We start from the raw sequence: 14175 nt of genomic DNA, 5'->3' as shown, positions 1-14175 counted from the left end.
CATGAGTCAGGCCGCGCAGAATCTGAACTGGCTGATCACCAATTTCGTGGACAACACCCCAGGGGTGTCGCACACGGTGGTGGTCTCCGCGGATGGCCTGCTGCTGGCGATGTCCGAAGGTTTCCCGCGCGACCGCGCCGATCAGCTGGCGGCCGTCGCCTCCGGTCTGACGTCGCTGACGGCGGGCGCCTCCCGGATCTTCGAAGGCGGCGCCGTGAGCCAGACCGTTGTGGAGATGGAGCGAGGATTCCTCTTCCTCATGTCCATCTCCGACGGATCGTCCCTCGCCGTCCTCGCCCATCCGGACGCCGACATCGGTCTGGTCGGATACGAGATGGCACTCCTCGTCGACCGCGCGGGGACCGTCCTCACCCCCGACCTCCGCGCTGAACTACAAGGCAGTCTGCTCCACTAGGCGGCCATGCAGCAGACAGCTGACACGATCCCCCCAGGTACTACTCAAAACCCTCACCCGTCCGGCCGCCCCAGCCCCCTCACCGGCCCCTTTCGACGGCAAGGCGACACCCTGCTGTCACGCCCGGAGGATTCATGACCCCGCCACCCGCCTCACCTGATCCGTACGGCGCACTGCACCACGCGTCGTACGACGGTGAAGGCGACCAGCCGCTGGTCCGTCCCTACGCAATGACCGGCGGCCGGACACGGCCCCGCTACCAGCTCGCGATAGAGGCGCTGGTCAGCACAACAGCGGACCCCGCTCACCTCGGGACCCTGCTCCCGGAGCATCAGCGGATCTGCCACCTCTGCCGCGAGGTCAAGTCGGTGGCCGAGGTCTCGGCCCTGCTGTCCATGCCCTTGGGCGTGGCCAGGATCCTCGTTGCGGACCTGGCGGAAGCCGGCATGGTGGCCATCCACCAGCCGGGCAATGGAGAGGCCGGCGGCGCGCCGGATGTGACACTGCTCGAAAGGGTGCTCAGTGGACTTCGCAAGCTCTAGTGGCGGCACGGGCCGCGCTACCACTTCGGCGAAGATCGTCGTGGCGGGCGGCTTCGGCGTGGGTAAGACCACGTTCGTCGGTGCCGTTTCGGAGATCAACCCGCTGCGCACCGAAGCCGTGATGACGTCCGCGTCCGCGGGCATCGACGACCTGACCCACACCGGGGACAAGACCACCACCACGGTGGCCATGGACTTCGGACGCATCACCCTGGACCAGGACCTGATCCTGTACCTGTTCGGAACCCCCGGACAGGACCGCTTCTGGTTCATGTGGGACGACCTGGTCCGCGGCGCCATCGGCGCCGTCGTCCTCGTCGACACCCGCCGCCTCGCCGACTGCTTCCCCGCGGTCGACTACTTCGAGAACAGCGGCCTCCCCTTCGTCATCGCCCTCAACGGCTTCGACGGACACCAGCCCTACACCCCCGAGGAGGTGCGCGAGGCCTTGCAGATCGGACCGGACGCACCGATCATCACGACGGACGCCCGTCACCGCGCCGACGCCAAGAGCGGTCTGATCACGCTCGTGGAGCACGCACTGATGGCCCGGCTCAAGTGACCGCAATTCGGGATTGATCTACGGAAGTTGTTGTAGTCGAGCGGGGGCGGACTGTGTCCTATGACACGATCCGCCCCCGTGTTCATAACATTTCGACAGAGAATCGGAACCACAACGCCACCCGACGCATCCGATCAGTACCACTGCGCTCACCTGAGCCCCGCCTTTTGACGGGGCTCGCTCTTTATGCCCGTTTTATGCGAGACATGGGCCACCCGGAATCAAATATTCCGACTGTTTGGAAGGCGGCCCGTCCGCATGCTGCAATGCCTCGAACTACTGAGCAGTACGGCCCTGAACGAATAATCCGGCACAACGTTGGTGCCGACGCCGAGAGGTTGTTGGTCGAGTGAGGCGAAGCAACGAGGGCTCCGCGGCGCAGTCGGAGCGGGGAAACTTCACCCCGCCGCCGCGCGCTGACGCGTCGCCTGCGGACACGTCCCTGCCGGAGCCGGCAGGTGGCAGCACCAGCCGGCTGGCCCCGCGCAACTGGCGGGTGCCCACCCGGCTGAACGCGATCCTCCTGATACCCGCCCTGGTCGGCCTGGTCATGGGCGGCTTCCAGGTGAAGGGGTCGATCGACACCTGGAACGAGGCCCAGGACGCGGAGAAGACGGCGCAGGTCGTGCGAGCCGCCTCCGCGTACGGACAGGCGCTGCTGAACGAGCGTGACCTCACCGCCCAGCCGCTGCTGTCCAACGAACGCACCGCCGCCGAGGTGGAGCAGGTGCGCGCGAAGACGGACGAGACCGCGGAGCAGTTCGACGCCGCCGTGCAGAACATGCCGGAGAAGCAGGGCCTAAAGCGCCGCCTCAAGCTGTTCAAGGTGGAGGAGCCGCTGCTCCCCGAACTGCGCAAGGCCGCCTACGCCGAGGCGATGGACCCGGTGAAGACGGAAGAGGGCTACACCAAGGTCCAGCACTCGCTGATGGAGTTCTCCAACGAGCTCGGCCTGGGTACGGGCAACATCACCAGTTACGGCCGGACCGTCTACGCGATCGAGCTGGCCAAGGCCGCAGAATCGCTCCAGCGCTCGATCGGCATGCACCTTCTGGTGCGCCCGAGCCAGGAGCAGGGCAAGTTCAACGACCAGGTCAAGGCGTTCGGCTCGTACAACTACCTGGAGCAGATCGCCCTCGGCGAGTTCGTCTCCGGTGGTACGGAGGCCGACGCGGCCCGGCTCAAGGAAGTCATGGCCGGCAAGGCCGCCGAGGGTGCCACGCAGCTCAAGGAGGCCAGGACCCGGGCCGAGGCGACCGGCGAGCCGTTCGTGATGCCGCCGAGCATCGACGGTTCGGTCTTCGACGGCATGGCCCAGCAGATCGGTCTGGGCAAGAGCCCCGAGCAGCTGAAGGCCAAGGGGATCACCCCCGAGACCTGGATGGCCGCTGCCACGGCGAAGTTCGACGGCTACACCACGGTCGAGGACGAGCTCGTCGACAAGGCGGTGACCGAGGCCGCTGAGATCTCCTCCAGCGCCAGGAACGACGCGATCATCAACGCCGCGATCGTGATCATCGCGCTGCTGGCCGCCTTCATCATCGCCGGTCTGATGGCCCGCCAGATGAGCCGCTCGATGCGGCAGCTGCGCACCGCCGCGTTCGGCATCGCCGAGCAGCGCCTGCCGATGCTCGTCGACCAGTTGTCGCGGACCGAGCCCGGCCGGGTGGACACCCGGGTGCAGCCGATCCCGATCAACACCCAGGACGAGATCGGCGAGGTCGCCCGCGCCTTCGACCAGGTACACCGCGAGGCGGTCCGGCTCGCTGCCGAGCAGGCCATGCTGCGGGGCAACGTCAACGCGATCTTCACCAACCTGTCGCGCCGCAACCAGTCGCTCATCGAGGGCCAGCTGACCCTCATCACCGACCTGGAGAACAACGAGGCCGACCCGGACCAGCTCGACAGCCTCTTCAAGCTGGACCACCTGGCCACCCGTATGCGCCGCAACGGCGAGAACCTCCTCGTCCTCGCGGGCGAGGAGCCCGGCCGCCGCTGGAACCAGCCGGTGCCGCTCGTCGACGTGCTGCGCGCCGCCTCCTCCGAGGTGGAGTCCTACGAGCGCATCGAGCTCACCGGTGTACCGGAGAGCGAGATCCACGGCCAGGCCGTGACCGACCTCGTGCACCTGCTGGCCGAGCTGCTGGAGAACGCCACCACGTTCTCCTCCCCCCAGACCAAGGTGCGGGTGACCGCGACCCGGCTGCCCGACGGCCGTGTCATGGTCGAGATCCACGACAAGGGAATCGGCCTCACCGCCGAGGACTTCGCGGACATCAACCACAAGCTGGCCAACCCGCCGACCGTGGACGCCGCGGTGTCCCAGCGCATGGGCCTGTTCGTGGTCGGCCGGCTGGCCGACCGGCACGGCATCCGCGTCCAGCTGCGCCCCTCGGGCGAGCAGGCGGGGACCACCTCGCTGGTCATGCTGCCGGACCCCATCACCCACGGTGGCGGTGGCGAGTCCACTCCGCAGAGCGACTTCACCGTCTCCTCGATCATGGCCGAGCAGCAGCAGCCGCAGCCGCAGGCGTTCGAACCGATGCCGCAGCAGCAGCTCCCCATGCGCACGGCGGCGGAGCTCGGCTTCGACGACTCGCGCTACGACACCCCTGCGGCGGACTCGCCTCGGCTGGACCCGGTCAACCGCTCGCTGATGCGTGAGGAGCGGCGGGCCGCACTGGAGGCGCAGACGGGCGGCGAGCGTCCGGCGTTCCAGGATCCGGCCGCGCAGCAGCAGTTCGCCCAGGAGACCTACGGCGGGCAGCCGTACGCCCCCGAGCAGCCGTACGCGCAGGAGCAGCCGTACGCGCAGGAGCAGCCGTACGCGCAGGAGCAGCCGTACGCGCAGGAGCAGCAGCAGGGCTACGCGCAGCCGGGCTACGACGGCGGCTACGACCAGTACGCCCCCGACGGCGGTTACCAGCAGCAGCCCCAGCAGCCCCAGCAGAACGGCTATACGGAATCCGCGTACGCCGCCCCGGAGGCCCAGCAGGAGCAGTACGCCGATCCGTTCACACCCGGCTCCGAGCAGCCCGACCAGGGCGAGTGGACGGATCAGGGCACGTATCAGGGCGGGTACGACCCCCTCGGGCAGCCGCAAGCGGAATCGGCGCCGAGCACTCCCGAAGAGGCGCCGGAGCCCGTAGGCTTCGACCCGTCGGGTCCGGCCCCGAAGGACGGCCACGAACTGACCGACGCGGGTCTCCCGCGCCGGGGTGCCGGGCAGCAGCACTGGCAGCCCACCGGCCGGGGCAACGATCAGCCCGCCCCGCCGGAGCAGCGGCAGCGCCCCCAGCAGGAACAGCGGCACGAAGAGCAGGCGAACGGGGACGGCACCGACGACTGGCGCTCGGCCAACGACGAGCGCTGGGAGCGTGCCGAGAAGCTCCGGGAGCCGAAGGCGGGCGGCATCACCCCGTCCGGGCTCCCCCGGCGCGTGCCCAAGGCCAATCTGGTCGAGGGCACTGCGGAGCAGACCCAGCAGGGCGGCCCACAGGTCTCCCGCGCACCCGAGGACATCCGGGGCAGGTTGAGCAACCTGCGCCGCGGCGTACTGCGGGGACGTACCGCGGGGTCGGACACAAGTACTACCTACAACCAGGAGCGTTAGTGTGAGCCCGATGAGCCAGGCGGCGCAGAATCTCAACTGGTTGATCACCAACTTCGTGGACAACACCCCAGGGGTGTCGCACACGGTGGTGGTCTCCGCCGACGGACTCCTGCTGGCGATGTCCGAAGGCTTCCCGCGCGACCGCGCCGATCAGCTGGCGGCCGTCGCCTCCGGTCTGACGTCGCTGACGGCGGGCGCCTCCCGGATCTTCGAGGGCGGCGCCGTGAATCAGACCGTTGTGGAGATGGAGCGAGGATTCCTCTTCCTCATGTCCATCTCCGACGGATCCTCACTCGCCGTGCTCGCCCACCCGGAGGCCGATATCGGCCTGGTTGGGTATGAAATGGCACTTCTCGTGGACCGTGCAGGAAGTGTCCTCACGCCGGACCTCCGCGCCGAACTCCAGGGAAGTCTTCTTAACTAATAGACAGACAGTGCGTTTCTCGTCACCGCGCCATAAGGTGCGGTGGCGCGGCACCACTGGAATGGCGACAGGCAGTCGGAGGAGGAAACGTGACAGCACCCACAGGTGGACACCCGTACGAGGGTGGTCAGCGGGTTCCGGGTGAGCAGGGTGGCCACCGTTTCGACACCCCCTCCGTGCCCGGCAGACAGGGTTCGAACGAGCCTTACCAGCCATACCGGCCGTACCAGCAGCAGGACTCCCAGGGCGGGTGGCAGCAGCAGCCGCAGCAGCAGCCGCAGCCGCAGCCGCAGCGGTCAGGGTGGCCGCAGCAGCAGCCCCAGCGGTACGACGACCCGTCGTCGCGCATCCAGCCGGTCCAGCGTCAGGCTCCCGAGCCGTCGGCGCCGGAGGCGCACAACCCGCTGGTCCGTCCGTACGCCATGACCGGTGGCCGGACCCGGCCCCGGTACCAGCTCGCCATCGAGGCACTGGTCAGCACCACGGCGGATCCGTCCCGGCTGCAAGGGCAGTTGCCCGAGCACCAGCGGATCTGCCGGCTCTGCATCGAGATCAAGTCGGTGGCCGAGATTTCGGCCCTTCTCTCGATCCCTCTCGGCGTTGCCCGGATCCTCGTCGCCGACCTGGCCGAGGCCGGACTCGTCGCTATCCATCAGCCCGGCGGCGACGAGACCGCCGGCGGCCAACCAGATGTGACACTGCTCGAAAGGGTGCTCAGTGGACTTCGCAAGCTCTAGCGGCGGAGCAGCCCGCTCCACTACCTCGGCGAAGATCGTGGTGGCAGGGGGCTTCGGCGTGGGTAAGACCACGTTTGTCGGTGCCGTTTCGGAGATCAACCCGCTGCGCACCGAAGCCGTGATGACGTCCGCGTCCGCGGGCATCGACGACCTGACCCACACCGGGGACAAGACCACCACCACGGTGGCCATGGACTTCGGACGCATCACCCTGGACCAGGACCTGATCCTGTACCTGTTCGGGACCCCCGGACAGGACCGCTTCTGGTTCATGTGGGACGACCTGGTCCGCGGCGCCATCGGCGCCGTCGTCCTCGTCGACACCCGCCGCCTCGCCGACTGCTTCCCCGCGGTCGACTACTTCGAGAACAGCGGCCTCCCCTTCGTCATCGCCCTCAACGGCTTCGACGGGTACCAGCCCTACACCCCGGACGAGGTGCGCGAGGCCCTGCAGATCGGACCGGACACGCCCATACTGGTGACGGACGCCCGTCACCGCACGGACGCCAAGAGCGCGCTCATCACGCTCGTCGAGCACGCCCTGATGGCCCGCCTGCGCTGACGGCGGCGGTATGACGAAGGCCCCGTACTCCTGAGGAGTACGGGGCCTTCGTCATACCGCGGGCGCCGGGCGGACCCGGAAACGGCCCGGGAAGGCCGCTCTCAGCCCTGCCAGCTGTGCGGGGCACGGAAGCCGGGGGTGCGCTCCAGTCGGCGCCACCCGGCGGTGTCACGGCCTCGGTGGGCAGGGGCGTCGGGCTGGGCGGCGGCGCGGGCGAGCAGGACCGCGGTGATGGCCGCGAGCTCCTCGGGGCCGGCCTGGCCCTTCTCGACGCGCAGGACGGACTCGGCGGAAGTGGCGGTCATGGTGTCTCCGTCTTCTGGGCAGTGGGGTCGTGGACGCGGGCGGGGTCGCCGCGGCGGCTGCGACTACTGCGGCGGGTTGCCGTGCTTGCGGGACGGCAGGTCGGCGTGCTTGTTGCGGAGCATCGCGAGGGAGGCGATCAGCACCTCGCGCGTCTCGGCGGGGTCGATGACGTCGTCGACCAGGCCGCGCTCCGCGGCGTAGTAGGGGTGCATCAGCTCGGCCTTGTACTCCTTGACCATGCGGGCCCGCATGGCTTCCGGGTCCTCGGCGTCCGCGATCTGACGGCGGAAGATGACGTTGGCGGCACCTTCGGCGCCCATCACCGCGATCTCGTTGGTGGGCCACGCGTAGGTGAGGTCGGCCCCGATGGACTGGCTGTCCATGACGATGTAAGCGCCTCCGTATGCCTTGCGCAGGATCAGCGAGATCCTCGGCACGGTGGCGTTGCAGTACGCGTACAGGAGCTTCGCACCGTGGCGGATGATTCCACCGTGCTCCTGATCGACGCCGGGAAGGAAGCCGGGTACGTCCAGGAGAGTGACGATCGGAATGTTGAAGGCATCACACATCTGGACGAATCGCGCGGCCTTCTCGGACGCCTCGATGTCCAGGACACCGGCCAGCGCCTGCGGCTGATTGGCCACGATGCCGACGACCTGGCCGTCGAGCCGGGCCAGGGCGCAGATGATGTTGCGGGCCCAGCGCTCGTGGATCTCCAGGAAGTCGCCGTCGTCGACGAGCTCCTCGATGACCTTGTGCATGTCGTAGGGGCGGTTGCCGTCGGCCGGGACCAGGTCGAGCAGCACGTCGCCGCGCCGGTCGGCCGGGTCGTCGCTGGGTACGACGGGCGGGTTCTCCCGGTTGTTGGACGGCAGCATCCCGATCAGGTAGCGGACCTCGGCGATGCAGGTCTCCTCGTCGTCGTACGCGAAGTGCGCGACGCCCGAGGTCTCGGCGTGCACGTCGGCGCCGCCGAGGCCGTTCTGCGTGATCTCCTCGCCGGTGACCGCCTTGACGACGTCCGGTCCGGTGATGAACATCTGCGAGGTCTCACGGACCATGAACACGAAGTCGGTGAGGGCGGGGCTGTAGGCCGCGCCGCCCGCACACGGGCCGAGCATCACCGAGATCTGCGGGATGACACCGGAGGCACGGGTGTTGCGCTGGAAGATCCCGCCGTATCCGGCGAGCGCGCTCACACCCTCCTGGATGCGGGCGCCGGCGCCGTCGTTCAGCGAGACCAGCGGGGCTCCGGCCGAGATGGCCATGTCCATGATCTTGTGGATCTTGGTGGCGTGGGCCTCGCCCAGCGCGCCGCCGAAGATCCGGAAGTCGTGCGCGTAGACGAAGACCGTGCGGCCCTCGACCGTGCCCCAGCCGGTGATGACACCGTCGGTGTACGGCTTCTTGGTCTCCAGGCCGAACCCGGTCGCCCGGTGCCGGCGCAGCTGCTCGACCTCCTTGAACGTGCCGGGGTCGAGGAGCAGCTCGATGCGCTCCCGGGCGGTCAGCTTGCCCTTGGCGTGCTGTGCCTCGGTCGCCCGGTCGCTCGGTCCGCGCCGTGCCTGCTCGCGAAGCGCCAGCAGTTCCGCCACGCGGCCACGCGTGTCGCTCGGCTCGCCCGGGATTTCGTCCACAACGGTCATGCATCGACCCTACGAACCCGACCGAGGAAACCCTGCCGTCGATTCCGAACAGTCTCCTGCCTCGTTTCCTGGTGGCACCTGACAGAAGGCTGGGGTCGTGCAACCCATCTGCCAGCTCATGGGGCACTTCCTTTGTAGGGCCCCGACAAAGGGGGTCTGTGCCGTGGAGCACACACAGCGGTCCGCGCGCCACGCCGTGGAAGCACCGGTAGGGGTGCCCTCGCACACCAGAATGGCAGAGGGCGGCAGCGGCCCGGCGCCCGGGCGCGGGGGCGGTGCCGGGCGGTCCACACGGACGGCACCGGGTCGACTGCGCAGACGCGGTGAAGGCACGAAAGGCACCCGGCGGCGAGCTCCCCCGCCGCGCCGGTGACCGCGGCGGATCGGCGGCTGCACCGGGGAGCCTCGACCCCCGCAGGACGAGGGGACCGCGACCGAGCCGGCGACCCCGGCCTCCGGGCGGCCGGGGCGCCGAGCGGCCCCGGATCCGGACACCGGGTCGAAGGGCCCACGGCCCCGGGCCCCGCCGGTGCGACGACCGCCGCGCGCCGCACCGGGTCGGGTCGACACGCGTCGCTGCCGTGTTCGGTTCCCGTGCACCGCGCGCGTACGGCGGGCGGCCCAGGGTCGCCATCGCCTCGGCGGCGACGTCGAGTTGTGAAGAAGTTCAGCCCGTGAGAGCGCTCTCAGCCCTAAGTCTTGACGCTTGCGGTGGGCATGACGAGAGTGGTGCGCACCGCAGACACCCCCCACCGCTCCACCTCCCCACGCCACCCCCCATGACTCCGTCTGCGGCCCCCCACACCTCAGGAGTCCCTTCGTGATCTCGCGCAGAATGTTTCTGACCGGCGCCGCCGCCTCCGCGACCGCGCTCAGCTATCCGCTCTGGGGCAGCGCCCTGAGCCCGCGCGCCTCAGCAGCGCCGGCCACCTGCGAACTGGCCCTGGAGAACCGGTCGTTGCCGGGCACGGTGCACGCGTACGTCACCGGCCACGAGCAGGGCACCGACCGCTGGGTGCTGTTGCGGCCCGACGGCGGCGTCTACCGCCCGGACTCGCCCGGCGCCCCGCAGACCCCGCTACCGGTGGACTGCGCCATCCCGCTGAAGGCGGCCGGGGCGGGCCCGGTCGTGCTGACACTGCCCCAGATGTACGGGGCGCGGGTCTACTTCGTACGCGACGACAAGCTGGACTTCTACCTCAACCCGGGGCCGTCGCTGGTCGAGCCGGCCTTCGCGACGCCCACCGACCCGAACTACGGGCGGACCTGGTCGTTCTGCGAGTTCACCTTCAACCCGCAGCAGATCTACGCGAACATCAGCTACGTCGACCTCGTGACCGCGCTGCCGATCGGGCTGACCCTGGAGGGCGACACCACGCACACCGTGGCGCCGCTGCCGGACGGCGCGGTGCAGCGCATCGCCGACGACCTCACAGCACAGGCCGCCGCCGACGGGCAGCCGTGGGACAAGCTGGTGACCCGCGGCTCGGACGGCGAGGTCCTGCGGGTGGTCTCACCGCAGAACCTGATGGCACCGTTCTTCGACCGGCCGGACGAGATGCCGTTCCGCGACCTGTTCACGGCGCAGATCGACGCGGTATGGGAGAAGTACCGCTCCACGGATCTGCGGATCGATCTCCAGGGCGGCCGGGGCACCCTGGCGGGACGGGTCAGCGGTGACACGCTGACCTTCGAGGGCGGGCACACGTTCACCAGGCCGACCTCGAAGGACGTCTTCACCTGCAACCACGGGCCGTTCACCAACAACCCGGGTGACTCGGACGACAAGAAGGCACTCCTGGCCAGGATCGCGGCGGGCTTCAACCGGTCGATCATGCTCAGCCACCCCCAGCAGCCCGACGGCACGACGGTGGCGGACTACTACACGGGCGCGGTGACCAACCACTGGTCGCGCGTCGTCCACGCCAACTCGCCGATCGGGTACGCCTTCCCGTACGACGACGTGCGTCCGGACGGGCAGCCGGACGTCTCCGGCGCCGCGCACGACGGCAACCCGCGGCGCTTCACGGTGAGCGTCGGCTCCTGACGCGGACCGTCCCCCGCACGCCTGGTGCCCCCGTCCCGCCGGACGGGGGCACCTCGTGCGTGCGGGAGTCAGCAGCCGCCGCAGTTGTAGTACGTGACGTCCCAGTGGTTGCCCTCGTCCGCGTAGACGTTGCCGGAGCCGGACCGGTACTGGGGGGCGCCGTCGCCGCGCACACCGATGTAGGTGAACACACCCTTCACGTAGTTGGTCAGACAGGTGCTCTTGCCGAAGTCGAGCTTGTAGCCGTTCCAGTGCGAGTACGTACCACCCGCGTGGCCGGTCTCGGTGCCGCCGGTGATGTTGAGCGCGCAGCCCGTGGCGCTCTTCAGCGTCTGGGCTCCCTGGGCGCTGGTCAGGTTGAGCTGGTCGAAGGACGTGCAGGTGGAGACGTTCCGGTCGGAGCAGCCGCCGGACGACGACCAGGTGACCCCGGACGAGGTGAAGCGGGACGTGGCCTGGGAGTGGGTGAGCTTGGTGACGGCGTGGGCCTCGGTCGCGCCGCCGCCGAGGGCGCCGACGCCGGGCACGAAGAGTGCGCCGAGGACGAGGACGAGTGCGGTCAGGGCCGAGCGGAGTCTCGGACGGGTCAGCATGGGGGGATTCCTCCTGCTCATGACAAATTGGGGGACGCGCTGCGCCGTGCGGGTCGAGCAGGGAGATCCTGCCGGGTTCTACGCGCGTCCGCCAGAGGGGCGCCCGTGACCGTTCGGCGAACGTCCTGGCACCCGGACCGCCCACCCGACCTAGATGTTGAACTTTGAACAAGATGCCGCTACAGTAAATCTCGTTGAAGGTTAAACAAGAACTTCGACGGCCACTCGTTTCACACGTCCCCCGAGGAGGAGCCATGGCTCTGTTCAACCGCAAGAACAACGTCGCCCCGTCCACCACCGCCACCCTCGTGGTGGACCCGGCGCTGGCGGCCCTGACCGGCGACTACTCGATCGACCCGGCCCACAGCAGCATCGGTTTCACCGTGCGCCACGCCATGGTCACCAACGTCCGCGGCTCCTTCGGCGAGCACGAGGGCACCCTGAAGCTGGACGGCGCCGACCCGGCCAACTCCTCCGCGTCCATCGACGTCAGGATCGCCAGCGTCGACACCGGGATCGCCGACCGTGACGGCCACCTGGTCAGCGGCGACTTCTTCGACGCCGAGAAGTTCCCCCTCATGACCTTCCGCTCCACCCGGGCCGAGCAGCTGGGCGGCGACACGTACCGCGTCACCGGCGACCTCACCATCAAGGACGTCACCCGTCCGCTCTCCATCGACCTGGAGTTCAACGGCTCCGCCACCGACGTGTACGGCGCCGAGCGTGTCGGCTTCGAGGGCAGCGCCGACATCCTGCGCTCCGACTGGGGCCTGACCTGGAACGCGGCGCTGGAGACCGGCGGCGTGATGGTCAGCGACAAGGTGAAGCTGACCTTCGACATCTCCGCGATCAAGGCCGCCCCGCAGGCCTGACCCCCGCAGCGCCCGGACCGAGCGCGCCCGCCGCCACTCCCGATCGGGGAGCGGGGCGGGCGCTCGTCGTCACGGGCCTGCCGTGCGGCGGATCTTCAGCGTGTTGTCGGTGCGGGTGGTGGGGCGGCCCTCGGGGTCGTTCTGGGTCCGCTGGTGCTCCTCGCTGAGCAGCACCTCCCACTCCGCCTCGGGGAGCTCGAGGGAGGCCAGGACCTCGTCCGGGGTCGGGAACACCACCTCGGGATGCGGATTCTCCTCCCACGCGGGGAAGCCGGAGTGTCCGACGACCAGGAGGACACCACCGGGCGCGACGGCCGCGGCGGCCCTGCGCAGGATCTCCTCGCGCGGCAGATCAACCATGGAGTGCAGGAACTGGGCGGAGACCAGGTCGTACTCCCCCTCGGGGAACGAGGCCCCCAGGTCGTGCCACTGCCAGTCGATCCGCCCCGCGACATCTGCCTCGGCTGCGTGGACCGCAGCCCGCTCCAGGGCGACGCGGGAGATGTCGGTGGCGGTGACCTGCCAGCCCCACCGGGCGAGCCAGACCGCGTCCGCACCCTCCCCGCACCCGAGGTCGAGGGCGCGTCCCGGCTTCAGGCCCTCCACTTCACGCACGAGGGCGACGTTGGGGTTCCCGCTCCAGATCCGGTCGCTCTCCCGGTAGCGGTCGTCCCAGACCTCCGCGTCGGTGCGGGTGCTGTCGGTGGTCATCGTGATGTCTCCTGAAGTCCGTGACGGCGGTCTCCGAGCACACGCTCGGCGACCTGTCGCTCGGCCTCGGCCGAGAAGGGTGTGCGGCGGGCGTAGACCGCGCGGCGGGTGTCCTCGTTGACGAGGTCCATGTTGATCATCGAAGCCGCCTTCAGCCCGGCGGCCGCCGCTCCGACGACCTGCTCCATGAGGTTGGCGACGTTACCGGCCACCCACAGGCCGGGCACCTCGGTCGCCCCGGCGGGGTCGGCCGCGATGTACGTGCCGACGACGTGGCCGCCGATCTCCATCTCGGTGGGCCGCAGGCCAAGGGCCTCCAGGACCGCCGAGCGGGCGGTGAAGCGTGGCTGGACCACGAGCGCCGCGCGCGGGATCACCGTGCCTCCGGTCAGCCGCACACCGATGACCCGGTCGTCGGTCACCTCCAGCGCGGCAACCTCGCCGTCCACGACGGAGATGCCGCGGGCGGCGAGCTGCTCGTACTCCTCGTCGCTGAAGTCGGGCTGGTCGTGCCGGAACAGGACCACGTCGTCGGACCACTGCCGCCAGAGCAGGGCGTGGTGCAGGGCCATGGGGCTGACCGCCAGAATGCCGATGGCCCGGTCCCGCACCTCCCACCCGTGGCAGTACGGGCAGTGCAGCACCTCCTTGCCCCAGCGCTCGGCCAGGCCCTCCACGGCCGGCAGCTCGTCGACGATCCCGGTGGTGACGAGCAGGCGGCGGGCGTGGACGGTGCTTCCGTCCTCCCGCACGACACGGAAGCCGTCGGGAAGTTTCTCGGCCGAGACCACGTTGCCCCGGACGATCTCGGCGCCGTAGTCCGCCGCCTCGGCCCGGCCGATGGCCAGCAGCTCCGCGGGCGGGGTGCCCTCGCGGCCCAGGTAGTTGTGCACATGGCCCGCGGGCGCGTTGCGCGGGCTGCCCGCGTCGATCACGAGCACGGAACGCCGCGCCCGGGACAGTGTCAGGGCCCCACTCAGACCGGCGGCACCGCCGCCCACCACCACCACGTCGTACCGCTGGTTCTTGTCGCTCATGCGAAACACCTCCATCTACCGGAGATGATGCGCGCGACGTCCCGCTTCGACAAACTTACTTGCCGAAGCGGCAAACCTGCCCGCCTCGGATCCCGCTCCCCACGCCCC

General features: G+C 69.6%; 14 protein-coding genes. 9 read left to right on the top strand and 5 right to left on the bottom strand.

The window, feature by feature from the left end; all coding sequences use genetic code 11:
* The first annotated feature begins 1 nt into the window (after position 1).
* The 7 genes from OG927_RS23610 (at position 2) to OG927_RS23580 (ending at position 6855) form a co-directional block, all read left to right on the top strand.
* Positions 2-415 carry a roadblock/LC7 domain-containing protein gene (locus OG927_RS23610; protein ID WP_006127850.1) on the top strand — a complete coding sequence of 138 codons (414 nt, stop codon included), beginning with the start codon at positions 2-4 and terminating at the stop codon, positions 413-415.
* Between the two features lie 134 nt (positions 416-549).
* Positions 550-957 carry a DUF742 domain-containing protein gene (locus tag OG927_RS23605; RefSeq protein ID WP_003966010.1) on the top strand — a complete coding sequence of 136 codons (408 nt, stop codon included), beginning with the start codon at positions 550-552 and terminating at the stop codon, positions 955-957.
* Entirely contained in the window at positions 938-1519 is a 582-nt protein-coding gene (locus OG927_RS23600; protein ID WP_209469676.1) for a GTP-binding protein, read from the top strand. The genes OG927_RS23605 and OG927_RS23600 overlap by 20 nt, the downstream gene beginning before the upstream one ends.
* Positions 1520-1868: 349 nt before the next feature.
* Positions 1869-5132 (top strand): sensor histidine kinase, encoded by a 3264-nt coding sequence (locus OG927_RS23595; RefSeq protein WP_330320738.1) that lies wholly within the window; start codon positions 1869-1871, stop codon positions 5130-5132.
* Between the two features lie 10 nt (positions 5133-5142).
* Positions 5143-5556, top strand: coding sequence for a roadblock/LC7 domain-containing protein (locus OG927_RS23590; protein WP_037649449.1), 414 nt, complete (start codon positions 5143-5145; stop codon positions 5554-5556).
* Between the two features lie 89 nt (positions 5557-5645).
* The gene (locus OG927_RS23585; protein ID WP_330320737.1) at positions 5646-6293 is read left to right on the top strand and encodes a DUF742 domain-containing protein; all 648 of its coding nucleotides are present in this window, start codon (positions 5646-5648) and stop codon (positions 6291-6293) included.
* The gene (locus tag OG927_RS23580; RefSeq protein WP_330320736.1) at positions 6274-6855 is read left to right on the top strand and encodes a GTP-binding protein; all 582 of its coding nucleotides are present in this window, start codon (positions 6274-6276) and stop codon (positions 6853-6855) included. The genes OG927_RS23585 and OG927_RS23580 overlap by 20 nt, the downstream gene beginning before the upstream one ends.
* A 101-nt stretch (positions 6856-6956) precedes the next feature.
* On the opposite strand, the gene OG927_RS23575 is transcribed toward OG927_RS23580, so the two are convergent.
* Together OG927_RS23575 and OG927_RS23570 are read right to left on the bottom strand one after the other, a co-directional pair.
* On the bottom strand, positions 6957-7160 hold the full coding sequence (locus tag OG927_RS23575; RefSeq protein ID WP_056794693.1) for an acyl-CoA carboxylase subunit epsilon: 204 nt from the start codon (positions 7158-7160) through the stop codon (positions 6957-6959).
* A 63-nt stretch (positions 7161-7223) separates the two neighbouring features.
* Entirely contained in the window at positions 7224-8807 is a 1584-nt protein-coding gene (locus OG927_RS23570) for an acyl-CoA carboxylase subunit beta (RefSeq protein WP_056794690.1), read from the bottom strand.
* 835 nt (positions 8808-9642) lie between these two features.
* On the opposite strand from OG927_RS23570, the gene OG927_RS23565 reads away from it, so the two are divergent.
* Positions 9643-10854 carry a glycoside hydrolase family 64 protein gene (locus tag OG927_RS23565; protein ID WP_330321346.1) on the top strand — a complete coding sequence of 404 codons (1212 nt, stop codon included), beginning with the start codon at positions 9643-9645 and terminating at the stop codon, positions 10852-10854.
* A gap of 68 nt (positions 10855-10922) precedes the next feature.
* On the opposite strand, the gene OG927_RS23560 is transcribed toward OG927_RS23565, so the two are convergent.
* Positions 10923-11447, bottom strand: a complete 525-nt coding sequence (locus tag OG927_RS23560) for a hypothetical protein (protein WP_124281088.1) — start codon at positions 11445-11447, stop codon at positions 10923-10925.
* Positions 11448-11701: 254 nt separating this feature from the next.
* Here OG927_RS23560 and OG927_RS23555 point away from each other — a divergent pair, with 254 nt between their 5' ends.
* Positions 11702-12319 carry a YceI family protein gene (locus tag OG927_RS23555; RefSeq protein WP_330320735.1) on the top strand — a complete coding sequence of 206 codons (618 nt, stop codon included), beginning with the start codon at positions 11702-11704 and terminating at the stop codon, positions 12317-12319.
* Positions 12320-12388: 69 nt separating this feature from the next.
* Here the strand turns inward: OG927_RS23555 and OG927_RS23550 are convergent, their stop codons facing one another.
* Positions 12389-13030, bottom strand: a complete 642-nt coding sequence (locus tag OG927_RS23550) for a class I SAM-dependent methyltransferase (RefSeq protein ID WP_330320734.1) — start codon at positions 13028-13030, stop codon at positions 12389-12391.
* Positions 13027-14067: an NAD(P)/FAD-dependent oxidoreductase gene (locus OG927_RS23545; RefSeq protein ID WP_330320733.1), complete on the bottom strand. Its 1041-nt coding sequence runs from the start codon at positions 14065-14067 to the stop codon at positions 13027-13029. The genes OG927_RS23550 and OG927_RS23545 overlap by 4 nt, the downstream gene beginning before the upstream one ends.
* Between the last annotated feature and the right edge of the window lie 108 nt (positions 14068-14175).

Origin of the sequence: Streptomyces clavifer (genome assembly GCF_036345975.1) — a bacterium.
GTDB lineage: Bacteria > Actinomycetota > Actinomycetes > Streptomycetales > Streptomycetaceae > Streptomyces > Streptomyces clavifer.
Note: the sequence above shows the minus strand (reverse complement) of the source record. Positions and strands in the feature narration are given on the sequence as shown.

What these genes read in the sequence shown, in the direction of transcription:
- OG927_RS23610 (WP_006127850.1), top strand. Translation starts at nt 2, where the DNA reads ATGAGTCAGGCCGCGCAGAATCTGAACTGGCTGATCACCAATTTCGTG.
- OG927_RS23605 (WP_003966010.1), top strand. Translation starts at nt 550, where the DNA reads ATGACCCCGCCACCCGCCTCACCTGATCCGTACGGCGCACTGCACCAC.
- OG927_RS23590 (WP_037649449.1), top strand. Translation starts at nt 5,143, where the DNA reads ATGAGCCAGGCGGCGCAGAATCTCAACTGGTTGATCACCAACTTCGTG.
- OG927_RS23575 (WP_056794693.1), bottom strand. Translation starts at nt 7,160, where the DNA reads ATGACCGCCACTTCCGCCGAGTCCGTCCTGCGCGTCGAGAAGGGCCAG.
- OG927_RS23570 (WP_056794690.1), bottom strand. Translation starts at nt 8,807, where the DNA reads ATGACCGTTGTGGACGAAATCCCGGGCGAGCCGAGCGACACGCGTGGC.
- OG927_RS23565 (WP_330321346.1), top strand. Translation starts at nt 9,643, where the DNA reads ATGTTTCTGACCGGCGCCGCCGCCTCCGCGACCGCGCTCAGCTATCCG.
- OG927_RS23560 (WP_124281088.1), bottom strand. Translation starts at nt 11,447, where the DNA reads ATGCTGACCCGTCCGAGACTCCGCTCGGCCCTGACCGCACTCGTCCTC.
- OG927_RS23555 (WP_330320735.1), top strand. Translation starts at nt 11,702, where the DNA reads ATGGCTCTGTTCAACCGCAAGAACAACGTCGCCCCGTCCACCACCGCC.
- OG927_RS23550 (WP_330320734.1), bottom strand. Translation starts at nt 13,030, where the DNA reads ATGACCACCGACAGCACCCGCACCGACGCGGAGGTCTGGGACGACCGC.
- OG927_RS23545 (WP_330320733.1), bottom strand. Translation starts at nt 14,067, where the DNA reads ATGAGCGACAAGAACCAGCGGTACGACGTGGTGGTGGTGGGCGGCGGT.